This is a genomic window from Algibacter sp. L3A6 (genome assembly GCF_009796825.1).
Classification (GTDB): domain Bacteria; phylum Bacteroidota; class Bacteroidia; order Flavobacteriales; family Flavobacteriaceae; genus Algibacter.
Map to the genome: position 1 here is coordinate 2,275,695 of NZ_CP047030.1, position 14,738 is coordinate 2,290,432.

General features: G+C 33.6%; 14 protein-coding genes. 8 read left to right on the forward strand and 6 right to left on the reverse strand.

Translation table 11 applies throughout. From position 1 onward, the window contains the following. The 4 genes from GQR98_RS09475 to GQR98_RS09490 all read right to left on the reverse strand — a co-directional run bounded on the left by GQR98_RS09475 (position 1) and on the right by GQR98_RS09490 (position 3,913). On the reverse strand, positions 1 to 687 hold the full coding sequence (locus GQR98_RS09475; RefSeq protein ID WP_159019299.1) for a DUF6089 family protein: 687 nt from the start codon (positions 685 to 687) through the stop codon (positions 1 to 3). 299 nt (positions 688 to 986) lie between these two features. Continuing rightward, on the reverse strand, positions 987 to 2,054 hold the full coding sequence (locus GQR98_RS09480) for a methyltransferase (protein WP_159019300.1): 1,068 nt from the start codon (positions 2,052 to 2,054) through the stop codon (positions 987 to 989). A gap of 307 nt (positions 2,055 to 2,361) precedes the next feature. Next, positions 2,362 to 3,249, reverse strand: a complete 888-nt coding sequence (locus GQR98_RS09485) for an NAD kinase (RefSeq protein ID WP_074938972.1) — start codon at positions 3,247 to 3,249, stop codon at positions 2,362 to 2,364. Positions 3,250 to 3,253: 4 nt separating this feature from the next. Continuing rightward, positions 3,254 to 3,913 (reverse strand): acetoin utilization protein acuB, encoded by a 660-nt coding sequence (locus tag GQR98_RS09490; RefSeq protein ID WP_159019301.1) that lies wholly within the window; start codon positions 3,911 to 3,913, stop codon positions 3,254 to 3,256. A gap of 88 nt (positions 3,914 to 4,001) precedes the next feature. Between GQR98_RS09490 and GQR98_RS09495 the strand changes: the two genes are divergently transcribed. The 6 genes from GQR98_RS09495 to clpX all read left to right on the forward strand — a co-directional run bounded on the left by GQR98_RS09495 (position 4,002) and on the right by clpX (position 9,694). Next, the gene (locus tag GQR98_RS09495; protein ID WP_159019302.1) at positions 4,002 to 4,715 is read left to right on the forward strand and encodes a pyridoxine 5'-phosphate synthase; all 714 of its coding nucleotides are present in this window, start codon (positions 4,002 to 4,004) and stop codon (positions 4,713 to 4,715) included. An 84-nt stretch (positions 4,716 to 4,799) separates the two neighbouring features. Further along, a complete protein-coding gene (locus tag GQR98_RS09500; RefSeq protein WP_159019303.1) occupies positions 4,800 to 5,573 on the forward strand; it encodes an alpha/beta fold hydrolase in 774 nt (257 codons plus the stop codon). 18 nt (positions 5,574 to 5,591) lie between these two features. Next, complete coding sequence (locus GQR98_RS09505) at positions 5,592 to 5,945, forward strand: phage holin family protein (RefSeq protein WP_159019304.1); 354 nt, start codon at positions 5,592 to 5,594, stop codon at positions 5,943 to 5,945. A 293-nt stretch (positions 5,946 to 6,238) separates the two neighbouring features. Further along, on the forward strand, positions 6,239 to 7,567 hold the full coding sequence (tig, locus tag GQR98_RS09510) for a trigger factor (RefSeq protein ID WP_159019305.1): 1,329 nt from the start codon (positions 6,239 to 6,241) through the stop codon (positions 7,565 to 7,567). A 146-nt stretch (positions 7,568 to 7,713) separates the two neighbouring features. Further along, the gene (gene clpP, locus GQR98_RS09515) at positions 7,714 to 8,388 is read left to right on the forward strand and encodes an ATP-dependent Clp endopeptidase proteolytic subunit ClpP (RefSeq protein WP_042499093.1); all 675 of its coding nucleotides are present in this window, start codon (positions 7,714 to 7,716) and stop codon (positions 8,386 to 8,388) included. Between the two features lie 73 nt (positions 8,389 to 8,461). Then, a complete protein-coding gene (clpX, locus tag GQR98_RS09520; protein ID WP_159019306.1) occupies positions 8,462 to 9,694 on the forward strand; it encodes an ATP-dependent Clp protease ATP-binding subunit ClpX in 1,233 nt (410 codons plus the stop codon). Positions 9,695 to 9,843: 149 nt separating this feature from the next. On the opposite strand, the gene GQR98_RS09525 is transcribed toward clpX, so the two are convergent. Beyond that, positions 9,844 to 11,259: a fasciclin domain-containing protein gene (locus tag GQR98_RS09525; RefSeq protein WP_159019307.1), complete on the reverse strand. Its 1,416-nt coding sequence runs from the start codon at positions 11,257 to 11,259 to the stop codon at positions 9,844 to 9,846. Positions 11,260 to 11,408: 149 nt separating this feature from the next. On the opposite strand from GQR98_RS09525, the gene GQR98_RS09530 reads away from it, so the two are divergent. Further along, a complete protein-coding gene (locus GQR98_RS09530) occupies positions 11,409 to 12,287 on the forward strand; it encodes a MerR family transcriptional regulator (RefSeq protein ID WP_159019308.1) in 879 nt (292 codons plus the stop codon). Between the two features lie 45 nt (positions 12,288 to 12,332). On the opposite strand, the gene GQR98_RS09535 is transcribed toward GQR98_RS09530, so the two are convergent. Continuing rightward, on the reverse strand, positions 12,333 to 13,856 hold the full coding sequence (locus tag GQR98_RS09535) for a GH3 auxin-responsive promoter family protein (protein WP_159019309.1): 1,524 nt from the start codon (positions 13,854 to 13,856) through the stop codon (positions 12,333 to 12,335). A gap of 43 nt (positions 13,857 to 13,899) precedes the next feature. Here GQR98_RS09535 and GQR98_RS09540 point away from each other — a divergent pair, with 43 nt between their 5' ends. Then, positions 13,900 to 14,691 (forward strand): DUF2797 domain-containing protein, encoded by a 792-nt coding sequence (locus GQR98_RS09540; RefSeq protein WP_159019310.1) that lies wholly within the window; start codon positions 13,900 to 13,902, stop codon positions 14,689 to 14,691. The last annotated feature ends 47 nt before the right edge of the window (positions 14,692 to 14,738 follow it).

Sequence of the window (14,738 nt, forward strand, 5' to 3'; positions counted from 1 at the left end):
TTAGTCGTAACAATAACAGGGTTTAATTCCGAAGGTGTAAGTTAATGTAATTCCTGTAAAGGTGTACCAATCGTTATTATTAATATTTCCAAATTGGTATTGTTGGTTTTCACTACTTTCCGGGAAGTTACCGTCTATATTGTCGGTAAAGGTGTAGCGCGCTCCAACTTCAAAACCAAGTATAAAATTGCCTAAAATGTTTGTTTTGTAACCAATAGCCATAGGTATCCCAACGGTCCAATCTTTTCCGCCTTCAGGGATTTGCAGACCATTTTCAAAATGATTGTTGCTAAATTGTGTAGCCGTAATACCACTATATAAGTATGGTGTGCCAATTGTTTCGCCTGAATGAAGATTGAAATCTACAAAAGTAAGTTCCATTCCCACAGCTATTTCTAGTAGGTTAGAGTCTAAAGAATAGTCGCGTTGTATACGTCGTGGGTCTTTAGAGTCGCTGTCTTCTGCTTTTAGATCGGCGTATATTAAGGATATTCTATACGAATGTCTAGAACTTCTATTCCATTTGTATAGTAGTCCAATGGCTGGACTGTTAGGGGCGATAAAGTTAGTTTCGCCAACATCGCCAATTAAATTACTGCCACCTACATATACACCAATTTCGTTTATTTGAGCATGGTTTATTTGGGTGCTTAATAGGCTTAATGCCAATATGATTAAATATCTCATAGATGTTTAAAAGTTTGCAAATATAATAAATAAGAATGGACTGTTGCAATTTGAGGTTAACAGTATGAGTTTAAAACTGTTTTTATTTGAAATTATTGTTTTGTGAATAATTAGAATTATGCTTTGGCTGGTGTGTTTTAGTTGAAGACAAGAGTTTTTACATCTATATAATAGGAGGCATTAGTTACTCTGAAAAGATAATAGATTAGTGGGTTTTTGAATAGAATTAACTTTAAGATGTTCTGGTTTTTAATAAATGAAAGCTCATTTTTGTTTTACATTGAACGAAGTAGGGAACGTTACATATTGGTTAATATCCATAGTTCAACCTCTTCGGTGCTGCGCCAATGTTGATCTCTTTTTGTTTTAGATGAAGCGTTTTTAACCGATTTTTTATAACATTTTTCTAATTGAAACCTATTACCTTCAGTTAATTCTATTTCTATAGGATGCTCCTTAGATGCGTTTGTAATTTGTGCTAAGTTTGAAAATATAAGGACGAGCTTTCCTTGAGGTGCTAATCTTTTTTTTGCGGCTTCAAAAAAATCTGGAAATAAGGTTTTATTGTAATAAATAGCATTATCAATGCTGTTTAAATTATGCGTTTCTGGTAACCAGGGTGGGTTGAAAATAATAAGTTCGGTTTGATTTTTCCATTTGCCAAATAAGTTTCCGAAGTCTAATTCTATTTTCCGAGAGAGTTTTGTGTTGCCCATAAACTCGCTTAGACCAAAAATGGCATTTGGGTTTATATCGGTTGCAAATACTTTTTGAAAACCGTGTTGTACCATTAATAAGGATAGCACACCACAACCTACGCCAATATCTATTGCCGATTTTTTAGCTCCGCTGTAGTGTTTTAGCCAGTTATCGAAAAGTGATAAATGCTCAAAACGTGTTGGGAAATAAGTACCATAGTAAGGATGTATTTTATTACGAAGTACCGGTATGGAAACACCGTTTTTATACCATTGCCAAGCACTATTTAAGCCTTGTATTTGTGGAAACGTTAAAAAGAAGTGGTTGTTTTCGGGATAAAATTTTTCTAACCAGCCAATACTAGGCGATTTTTTTGCCGATAGTTTTTGGTCTGTAACCTCTAGTAAAATAAGGTTTGACAGTTTAAAGTATTCCGAGCGATACGCTTGCTGTTCTATAAACGATTTGTTTGGTAGTTTTAAGTTTAGATGGGTGTGAAGGTCTTTTAGTAGCGCCATGCCATCGCTATAAAAATCTTTTATAAGTATGGATTTTCCTTTTACAAGATTTTCAATGGTGAGTTCGACGTCGGTATCTCGCTTAAAGGATTTTAATGTTTTGCTAAAAGCAATAGGTGTTGGTTTATTTACTTTTAGATCGGTAAGCATAGACGGATTTGGTTTTTCGATAAGGTAGGTAAACCATAACGCCTATTACTGCTATTTGAAATTAATTGAGTTCTTTCTTTTTTCTGAGGATATTGTAGATAGTTATAAAGATTCTGGAAATCTAAAAACATAGCAAGTACCCGCGTTAGGGATTGATACGGCATCCTTTTTTGTGCGCGCCTTATTTTTACAAATGAAGACGCGCCTTATGTTTTAAGACTGTTTTATCGTTTTGGACGAGGCGTATTGTGCACAATAAAAGATATAGCGGAAAGCCCGACCCTTGTGGTAACGCCCAAAAAGCGAATTATTGATTACGTTTATCTTCGCCCCAAAGTAGTTTTTTTCTAAGGGTTACTAGGAAGCTTTCGCTAGGTAAATCGATCATTTTTATTCTGAAATCGGCCTTTTTTATGGTGATTAATGTGCCATTATCTAAGGTTGCAATTCTAGAATCTAGAGAGACTAGATGTTGTTCTTCACGACCATTTACTTTAAGTTGTATTTCAGTAGAATCTGGTATTATCAATGGGCGTGCACTTAAATTGTGCGGTGCTATTGGTGTTAATGCAAAACTGTTAGCGCCTGGTGTTATTACTGGTCCGCCGCAACTTAATGAGTAACCTGTTGAGCCGGTTGGTGTTGATACAATGAGGCCGTCGCTCCAATAGGAGGTTAGGAGTTCGCCGTCTAAATAGGTTTCTACGGTTATCATTGAGGTGGTGTTTTTTCTGCTTACTGCAATTTCGTTTAAAGCGAAATTCATAGATAATATATCGTCGTTTTCTGGCGATGTTTCTACAGAAAGTAAAGTGCGTTCGGATATTTTATAATTGCCATCTATAATGTTTTGCATGGCATTTTCTATCTGGTTTACTTGTATGGTTGCTAAAAAACCAAGGCGACCTGTGTTGATACCAATTATTGGAATGTCTAGGTTTTTTACATAGGTTATGGCACGTAAAATTGTACCATCGCCACCAATACTTACTAGTAAATCGAAGGAGTTATCGAGTTTGTCGAAGGTTTTAAATGATGAATAGTCGCTTTCGTTTTGCGATTCACTTTTTATAAGATTCGAGAATTCGGTTTCAATATAGGCATCGAATTCTTTTTTGAGTAAATAGTTTAGAAGCGTTTCTACAGAGGTGGTAGTTGTTTTGTTGTAAAAACGTCCAAAAATTGCAACTTTCATAAAATTATATATCTAAGTACTTGTTTAAATAATCCGATCGTTCTTTTAGGCTTTCAATATAGCTGTCCTCTTCGTGACCAGAAATAATATTATAACTGTAACGTCTGAAGGTTTGTATAATTTCGTTTAGGCCTGTATTTCCTATTTTAAGCGTAACTTGTACTAAGTCGCTATTCATTTTAGATATAAATGCGCCAAGTAGTTTGCCATCGTTAGATTCTACAATTTGGCTAATTTCACTAAAAGAGTAATCGTTCACTCCTTTTTCAATAACTAAAACGCCTCCAACTTCGGAGAAAAAAGGCGATTCGTTAAAAAGGCTAATCACGTCGTTAAGTTCGTAATACCCAAGATATTTATTTTGTTCACTTAAAACGGGCATAATATTGGTTGAGTTTTTAGCAAACGCTTCTAAAACATCGAGCCAAAGCGTATCGTGACGTACAAAGAAATCTTCGAAAGCGTATGGATATTCCGATAGTGGTTTAGTGCTGTCAAAGCAATGGGCATCAGTTTCTGATAAACTCCCTAAATACGTTCCGTTTTCATCAGACACTGGAATATGTGAAAACGTTAACTGATTGAACAGTAATTGTAGTTCACTAATTTTACTAGTGTTCTGTAGTGGTTTTATATCGTTTATAATGTATTCCGAAAGTTTCATAACGCCCTTTTAATAGGTATGCAAATTAATCAAAAAAATAGCAATTATGCCTGTTCTACTTTGTATTTTTGTGTTTTAAAATGTATTTATGACAAAGTTAAGTGTTAATATAAATAAGATTGCCACGTTACGAAACTCTAGAGGTGGTGATGTGCCTAATGTTGTTGGGTTTGCAAAAGATGTACAACGTTTTGGAGCAGAAGGTGTTACTGTACATCCAAGACCAGATGAACGCCATATTAGATATCAAGATGCACGCGATTTAAAACCAGAAGTTTACACCGAATATAATATTGAAGGTAACCCTGTAGAGTCGTTTTTAAAACTAGTTTTAGAGGTAAAACCAACGCAGGTTACTTTGGTGCCGGATGCTGAAGATGCTATTACAAGTAATGCGGGTTGGGACACTATAAAACACAAAGATTTTTTAGTTGACGTTATTAAGGAATTTCAAAATAACGGTATTAGAACATCCATTTTTGTCGATCCTGTTTTAAAGCAAATTGAAGGCGCTAAAGCTACCGGAGCAGACCGAATTGAACTATATACCGAGGCCTTTGCACATCAATATGGTTTGGGTAATGAGGCTGCAATAAAACCTTATATTGAAAGTGCCGAATTGGCAAATAGTTTAGGTTTGGGTATAAACGCAGGTCACGATTTATCTTTAGATAATACAGCATTCTTTAAACAAAATATACCGGGATTATTAGAGGTTTCTATAGGTCATGCCTTAATTGCCGAAAGTTTATATTTAGGCGTAGAGAATGTAATACAAATGTATTTACGTAAATTGAAGTAAATTATAGAGTTTAGATTTAGAAAATAGAATATATAGAAATAGAAGTGAGGTGCTGTTTGTGCTTTAGAAGGATTTAAAACGTATATGGAAGAAAAAAGAGTGTTATATTCAAATATTTTAGGTGAAGGAAAACCATTTGTAATTTTACATGGTTTTTTAGGAATGAGCGATAATTGGAAAACACATGGAAAACATCTTTCTGAGCAAGGTTTTGAGGTTCATTTGGTCGATCAAAGAAATCACGGTAGAAGTTTTTGGGATGCTAATTTTAGTTATGAAGTACTTGCGGAAGATTTAAAAACATATTGTGAAGCACATAACTTAAAGGATATTACCTTACTAGGTCATTCTATGGGAGGTAAAACCGCAATGCTTTTTGCTTGCGAATATCCCGAATTGGTTTCTAAATTAATAGTAGCCGATATTTCTCCACGTTTTTACCCAGTACATCACGATGGGATTTTAGCAGGATTAAGTGCTTTAAATTTTGATGTTATAAAAACAAGAGGAGAAGCTGATAGCGCATTAAGTGGGTATGTGGACGATGTTGGAACGCGCCAATTTTTATTAAAAAACCTGTATTGGATTGAAAAAGGAAAATTAGCATTGAGAATAAATCTTAATGTTTTAAAAGAAGAAGTATCAGAAGTTGGTGAAGCTTTACCAAGTTATTCTAATTTCGATAAGCCTACGTTGTTTATGCGAGGGGATCGTTCGGAATATATAGGTGTTGGTGATGAAGCTATTATTAAAAATCATTTTTCTGATTTTGAAATCGTTACTATTGCAAACGCAGGGCATTGGTTGCATGCAGAAAACCCGAAAGACTTTTTTGCAGCCTTACTTAATTTTATTTAATTTTAAAATAAAAATATTATGAACATAATAATTAAACTTTTAGTAAACGCTATAGCTGTATTTGTATTGGCAAATGTGCTTTCGGGCGTTCAGGTAGATGGGTATCTTTCTGCAATAATAGTGGCATTGGTGTTATCTATTTTAAACTTATTAATTAAACCTATTTTGGTTATTTTTACTCTGCCTGTTACAGTTATTACATTAGGCTTGTTTTTATTGGTAATTAATGGGGTAATTATTCTTTTAGCCGATGAGTTTATTAGTGGTTTTTCTGTAGATAATATTTGGTGGGCTATATTATTTAGTGTGCTTTTATCCATTCTGCAATCTATATTACAATCCTTTTTTACTACAGATAAAAAGAGTTCATAAATAAAGACGAATTATTCAATTTGAAGTTAATAAAACCTCAAGTGAATAAAAATGCTTGTGTTGGCGTGGTGTTCGTAAAGGAATCCTCATAAAATCAGCAAATTAAAAACTTTGTTAGGATGTAAAAATATTGTACTTTTGCATCCCGATTTTAGTTGCTAAAAAAATCTAATAATCATACAGATTAATTTTTTTACTAAAATTTGGTTTTCCTATTAACTTAGGGGAATTCAAAGAAATATAAGGTTTTAAACCTAATTGTTAAATGCCTTTTCAGGCTTATATCATTAAAAATGAATATTACAAGAGAAAACGTTGATGCATTAAATGCTGTGGTAAAAGTAGATATCGTTAAAGAAGATTATAACGATAAAGTTGAAAAAATCTTATTAGATTACCGCAAAACAGCAAATATTCCTGGATTTAGAAAAGGGCATGTGCCAATGGGAATGGTTAAAAAACAATACGGAAAAGCAGTTTTAGTTGATGAAGTAAACAAGCTTTTACAAGATGCTTTAAACAAGTATTTAACTGAAGAGAAATTAGATGTTCTTGGACAGCCATTACCTAAAACACAAGATGAAATTAATTGGGATGCCGATAAATTTTCATTTGAATTCGAATTAGGTTTAGCGCCACAATTTGATGTTGAATTAAAAGGTAAAAAAGCCATCACACAATATAATATTGTTGCTGATGATAAAATGATTGATGAACAAATTGAGCGTATTCAAAAACAATACGGAAAATTAATTCCTCAAGATGTTGTAGAAGCAGATAGCGAAATTACTGGTGCTTATACAAACGAAGAAAAAGAAATTGATAACACGGTAACTTTAACTTTAGATAAGTTTAAAGGAAAAGCAACAGCAAAACAATTTATTGGAGCTAAAGCAGGAGATGTTATTGTTTTAAAAACTAAAGGACTTTTTGAAGATGATCACGATTTAATGCATGCATTAAAATTAGGTCACGATGAAGTTCATGGTTTAGATATTGAAGTATCTTTTACTATTACTGAAGTTAACAAAAGAGAGTTGGCCGATTTAGACCAAGAGTTGTTCGATAAGCTTTTTGGCGAAGGTACAGTGAAATCTGTTTCTGAAGTAAGAGAAAAAATTAAAGAAGATGCTGAAAAGCAATTCGTGCAACAAGCAGATCAAAAGTTATTAAATGATGTAACAGAGCATTTAGTTGAAAATACTAAATTCGATTTACCAGCTGAGTTTCTAACGAAGTGGATGCAAACTGCAGGTGAAAAAGAAATGGATGCTGACCAAGCTAAAGAAGAGTATGAGAAGTCTGAAAAAAGCTTACGTTACCAATTAATTGAAGGTAAGTTAATCGAAGCTAATAACGTGCAAGTAACTATGGACGATATTAAAAATCATGCAAGAGAAATGATTAAAGGACAAATGGCTCAATTTGGTCAAATGAATCCTTCTGATAAAGAGTTAGATGATATCGCAGCACGTGTATTATCAAACCAAGAAGAGGCACGTCGTATTTCAGAACAATTAGTAAGTCAAAAATTATTATCTGTTTATAAAGAAAAGGCAAACCTTAAGGTTAAAGAATTAAGTTACGAAAACTTTGTTAAAGAAGTTTACGGTGACAAATAAATAAATAATAAATGATTATCTTTAGGCGCTTAAATCTATTAGATTTAAGCGCTTTTTTATTCAAAAACAAATTATATAAATAGTTTTATTTAGCACAAACGCTTTTGAGTCAATGTGTTAAATTGAATTTAATATCTAAATAATATATGGATTACGCAAAAGAATTTGAAAAATTCGCGATAAAAGATCAAGGTATTAGCAGCACATACTACAATAAAATTATTAGTAGCATGTACCCAACTAATTTAACGCCAAACATTATTGAAGAACGCCAAATGAATATTGCCGTTTTTGATGTGTTTTCGCGTTTAATGATGGATCGTATTATTTTTCTAGGAACAGGAATTAATGATCAAGTTGCAAACATTGTACAAGCACAACTTTTATTTTTAGAAAGTACAGATGCTAATAAAGATATTCAAATTTACATTAACTCTCCAGGAGGAAGTGTTTATGCTGGTTTAGGTATCTACGATACTATGCAGTTTATTAAGCCAGATGTAGCCACTATTTGTACAGGTATGGCTGCTTCTATGGGAGCTGTTTTATTATGTGCAGGTGCAAAAGGAAAACGTAGTGGTTTAACACATTCACGTGTTATGATTCACCAACCTTTAGGTGGTGCACAAGGACAAGCTAGTGATATTGAAATTACAGCTAGAGAGATTTTAATCTTAAAAGAAGAACTTTACAATATAATTAGTAAGCATTCTGGTCAAGATTACGACAAAGTATATGAAGATAGTGATAGAGATTACTGGATGAAAGCCGATAAAGCCAAGGAGTACGGTATGATCGATGAGATTTTAGCTCGTAATTAATAAAAAAACACTAACTTTAAAGTGTTGGTATAAAGGGGATTGAAATTTATATGCCTCAAAACAAGGAAGATTAATGGCAAAAGAAGAATTAGAATGTTCGTTTTGTGGTCGTAAAAAACCGGAAACAAATTTGTTAATAGCAGGATTAGATGCACACATCTGTGATAGATGTATTGAGCAAGCTCATGGTATTGTTATAGAAGAATCTAAACAAAACGATAGCAGCGATCTATCTGCGGAATTAAAATTGCGTAAACCTTTACAGATTAAAGAGTTTTTAGATGAATATATCATTGGTCAAGACATGACTAAAAAAGTAATGTCTGTCGCCGTGTATAATCACTATAAACGTTTATTACAACCACCAACTGGCGATGATATTGAAATTCAAAAATCAAACATTATTATGGTTGGGCAAACCGGTACAGGTAAAACCTTAATGGCGAAAACCATTGCGAAAATGCTTAACGTACCTTTAGCTATTGTAGATGCAACTGTATTAACAGAGGCTGGTTATGTAGGTGAAGATGTAGAAAGTATTTTAACACGTTTATTACAAGCGGCCGATTATAATTTAGAAAAAGCTGAAAAAGGGATTGTTTTTATTGATGAAATTGATAAAATAGCACGTAAAAGTGATAACCCTTCAATTACTAGAGATGTCTCTGGTGAAGGTGTGCAGCAAGCTTTATTAAAATTATTAGAAGGTACAGTTGTGAATGTGCCACCTAAAGGCGGACGTAAACATCCAGATCAAAAATTTATAGAGGTTAATACTGAAAATATTTTATTTATTGCTGGTGGAGCTTTTGATGGTATTGAAAGACATATTTCAAAGCGACTAAATATGCAAGCAGTAGGGTATAGTGCTTCTATGTCTGACGAGAATGTAGATCAAAGTAATTTGTTACAATACATAATCCCAAAGGATTTAAAAGATTTCGGTTTAATTCCTGAAATTATAGGAAGACTTCCTGTATTAACATATATGGATCCTTTAGATGCTAAAACTTTAAGAGCAATTTTAACAGAACCTAAAAACGCTATAATTAAACAGTATAAAAAACTGTTTACTATGGATGAAGTAGATTTTTCTATTAGCGATGGTGCGCTAGATTTTATTGTCGGTAAAGCTATTGAGTATAAATTAGGAGCAAGGGGATTACGTTCTTTATGTGAAGAAATTTTAACCGATGCCATGTTTGAATTGCCAAGTAGCGAGGATAAAAAGTTAGATGTAACTCAGGCTTACGCCGAAGAAAAACTTACAAAAACAACCATTAAAAAACTGAAAGCAGTTTCTTAAAGTTAAATTGTATTATAATTTAAAAAGCCATTTGTAAATATATTTACAAATGGCTTTTTTATGTTATATAAATTTCAAAAAAAAAGCCGACACTAACACATGGTTGGGGTCGGCCTTAAAATCAACTAGTTTTAGGGAATAAGTTAACTTTAGTTATTAATCATTACTTTGTTAATAGCATGTATTACACCATTTCCGGCTTGTACATCTACAGCTATAATCCCAATATCTGTAGCTCCAGATCCATCGGTAATATTAGCAATATTATTTCCTGTTCCAGGTAATGTGATGGTAATATCATCGCCTTCAATTGTAGTTGCTGTTGTATCACCAGGATTGTTTAGCATGCTAGATGTTATGTTTGCTTCTTTTATTACGTGGTGCAATAATATTTGTGTTAAAGGTCCTTCTTCTGGCACTGCAGCTAAAGCAGCAAAAGCATCATTTGTTGGTGCGAAAACCGTAAAGTCTGGATTTAAGTTATCAGAGTTCCCTGTTTCTGTTCTTGAAAGTACAGCTGCAAAATCTGTAGCAGGTGTTAAAGTTGTTAAAGCTTCTACTAAAGTCGAGAACGTTGGGTCTGCAAGTGCAAAGGTTACCACAGTTGGTATATCGATAACAGTATCTACTGCGTGAATGATACCATTAGTTCCAATAACATCTGCTTGTATTACACTAGATATTCCGTTAAACATAACACCATTAGTTGTGTTGTAGTATAAACTTAATGCATTTTCTCCAGGTCCAGTGGCTCCTGTGTTTGTATATCCAGCCTCTAAATCTACTAAAGCCGTTGAAGTTATAGGCGAACCAATAATAACATGATTCAATAATATTTGAGATAAGGCGGCAGTATCAACATCACCTAGCGCTGTACCATCTAAAAAGGTATTAAAAGCGGCATTAGTAGGTGCTAAAACTGTAAATGGTCCATCGCCACTAAGTACGTTAACTAAATCACCATCAGCACTACCTAAAGCTGCTACTAAATTTGAGAAGTCTGAGTTTGCCACAGCAAGATCTACAATGCTTGGTAATCCTAAAACAGCATCTATAATATGCACTGTTCCGTTAGATGCGCTAACGTCTGCTGCTGTAACTGTTGCAACATTGTTGAAAGTAACTCCATTGGTTGCATCAAAATAAATGCTAATATTCTCATCTCCTGCTCCAGTAGCACTTCCTGAAGTATATCCAGATCCTAAAGAAACTAAATCACTAGCAGATACATCGGCCATGATTACATGGTTAAGTAGAACTTGAGATAATACATCTGTTGGTACCTCTTCTAAAGAAGCAAATCCGTTATCAGATAAGAAAGCAGCAAAGGCATCATTAGTAGGTGCTAAAACTGTAAATGGTCCGTTTCCACTTAGTACGGTTGCTAAATCTCCATCAGCTCTAAGTAAGGCAGCTACTAATGAGCTTAAACTCGGAGTTTCTTGTGCCAATTCTACAATGTTTGGTGTTGCGGCTGGTGTTTTAGTGCCATCGTCATCACTACTACATGATGTTGCTATTAATGATAGACTAAAAAGTGCGATAAAAAAGTGTTTCGTTTTCATAATGTCTAATTTATTTTGTTTTTTGTTAGACAAATATATGTAAAAATTTAATATTGTCAAACAATTTTCAGTAAACGTTAGACGAAATGGGTTTTAATCTAAGTGTAATTATTATTTTTTGTTTAAGTTTGTGTAGTAAATATTTAGACATGAGCAAGTATACAATGGCACAAATAGTGGCTTTAACTGGTATTAAAGCACATACTTTGCGTAAGTGGGAGACTAGATATAATTTCTTGGACCCGGAACGTACAGATACTAATATTCGCTATTATTCTGATAATCAATTGAAGAAATTATTGAATATTGCTGTTTTGACCCGGAATGGTTACCGCATTTCTAAGATTGATAAAATGACGGATGATGAAATTCATAAAACCATTTCTAATGGAATTACTGAAGGAAATTATGAAGATGAAATTAGTGCTCTCGTTATTAGTATGCTCGATATGGACGAGGTTTCTTTTAATGACGTGCTAAGAACTCAAATAGTTAAAAAGGGTCTATTGGCAACAGTAACAGAATTAGTATATCCCTTTCTTCATCAAGTAGGAGTGCTTTGGGGTATTAATAAAGTCATGCCAGCTCAAGAACATTTTATTTCGAATTTAATTAAGCGGAAAATGTTCGCTTCAATTGATGTTCTTGCTTATCCTCCAAAAGGTGCGCCAAGTATATTAATGTTTTTAACTGAAGATGAATATCATGAAATAGCACTTTTACTTGCGTATTATATAGCCCGAGAAATGGGATGGAGTGTATACTACTTAGGTCAAGATGTGCCTACGGAAAATATTAAGCAAGTTATAAAAGAAGTAAAGCCAAACTTAATGTTGTCGATGTTTGTAACACCAACAGAGCAACCCGCTAAAGTAAAAGTTGAAGCGATACTAGAGCAAGGAGATGTGCCTTTACTTATTTCTGGTAATCCAACAAATTTAGAAGGTATTATGGATGATAAAAGAATTATCTACTTATCACATCCAAATGATTTAATTAAGAATTTAAAAGCAATAAAACCTGCTTAAGTTTATAAGCAGGAGGTAGGAGTTCTTGTTTTTCTTAAAATGAATTTAAGCATAAGAAACATTTAATTCTAGAAGCTCATCGATATAATCTCTAGTATTTGAAAGTCGTGGAACTTTATGTTGACCACCAAGTTTGTTATTTTGTTTGAGCCAATCGTGAAACAAATTTTTTCTGGCTATGGTTATTTTTGGTTTATTTAAAGTAATACTATTATAACGCTTCGCTTCATAATCTGAATTTAAAGCTTTCAACGCATTGTCAAAAAGTTCATTAAAGTAATCGATATCTGTAGGCGGCGTTTTAAATTCTATAAGCCATTGGTGCGCACCTTTTTCTTTTCCTACCATAAAAATAGGGGCAGCGGTATAATCTACTATTTCGGCTTCAGTTTTAGCACACACATTTTTTAATGCTTCTTCTGCGTTTTCAATAATAAGTTCTTCACCAAAAACATTAATATGGTGTTTTGTGCGGCCAGAAACTTTTATTCTATAAGGACTTAAGGAAGTAAACCTGATGGTGTCGCCAATTTTGTATCGCCACAATCCGGCATTAGTTGTTATTATAACCGCATAATTTTTATGTAGCTCAACTTCGCTTAACGGAATTGCCTTTTCTTCGGATGTGGCATAAATGTTCATAGGGATAAATTCATAAAAAATCCCATAATCTAACATTAGTAACAATTCATTTGAATCATTTCTGTCCTGAATAGCGAAAAAACCTTCCGAAGCATTATAAATTTCATAATACTTAAAATCTTTTTGAGGTAATATTTTTTGGTATTGATCTTTATATGGCGTAAAACTTACTCCTCCGTGAAAATAGACTTCTAGGTTTGGCCAAACCTCGTGTAAACTTTGTTTTCCTGTAGTTTCAAGAACATTATTTAAAAGCACAAGCATCCAGGACGGGACACCAGCTAAACTTGTTACTTTTTCATTTATAGTTTCGTTTACAATGGCTTGCATTTTGTGTTCCCAATCGCTCATTAAAGAGACTTTGTTGCTAGGCGTACTGCTGTATTCTGCCCAAAATGGCATGTTATCAATTAAAATTGCCGATAAATCTCCGAATACGGTGCCGTTCTGTCTAGAGAGTTCTTTACTTCCTCCTAAGCGTAAACTTTTGCCTGTAAATAATTGTGAATCTTCGTTGTTATTTAAGTACATACAAAGCAAATCTTTACTCGCCGCATAGTGGCAATTTTCTAGAGATTGCTCGCTTACGGGTATAAATTTACTTTTAGCTCTGGTTGTGCCGCTAGATTTAGCAAACCATTTTATAGGTGTTGGCCAAAATAAGTTATTCTCCCCATTACGCGATCTATCGATAATGTCTTGCCATCCGTCGTAATTTTTAATTGGAACGCGTTCGGAAAATGTTTTATAATTTTTTATAGACCTGAAATCGTATTGTTTACCTAATTCAGTGTCTTTAGCCGTGTACAGTAGGCTTTGTAGTAATTCATTTTGAACTTCATTTGGGTATTTCAGGAACAATTCTATCTGATGAAATCGTTTTTTTAAAAACCAAGAAGCAATTGAATTTACTATAGGGATTGGCATAATTATTTTTATCTTTAATTTTTTAAAAATAAGACTTTTTTTTATGACTTACCAAGGTGTTTTAACAAAAATGGAAACCGAATTTTCTAACCCAATTCAGTATTATTTGGTTTTTGATTCTGATTTTATAAATATGAATCAGTTAATAGGGAAAGAGATTTCTATTGAATTTGTAAAATATCAATGTTTAAATTGCGGATTAGATAAACCAATATTCCGCCAAGGCTATGATAAGCAGTGTTTTTATAATACGGCACAAACGGGAGATTGGATTATGCGACCGGAATTAAGCACAGCACATTTAGGGCAAGAAGATCGCGATTTGGAATATGAAAAACGTGTGCAATTGCAGCCACATATTGTTTATTTAGCAAACTCTAGTAATGTAAAGGTTGGGGTCACTAGAAAAACGCAAGTACCTACACGTTGGATCGACCAGGGGGCACATGAAGCATTGGAAATTGTAGAGGTGCCTAACAGGTATTTAGCGGGCGTTACAGAGGTCGCTTTAAAGTCTTATGTAGCAGATAAGACTAACTGGCGTAAAATGCTTAAAAACGATAATGAAGACGAGAATTTAGTAGAATGGCGTGATCGTTTAAAGCAATATATCCCGGATGAAGCTGCTCAGTATTTTATTGAAAACAATACTGAAACGCATTTAGACTTCCCGGTTGACAAATATCCGTTTAAACCTAAGAGTTTGAATATTAAAAAAGAATTAAAATATACAGGGAAGCTAGTTGGTATAAAAGGGCAGTATCTCATTTTTGATGATGAAACGGTATTTAATATACGATCTAACGAAGGTATAGTAGTAAAAATATCCGTATAATTAAAAAATCCCATTACGACATAATCGAATGGGATTTTTTATAAGCT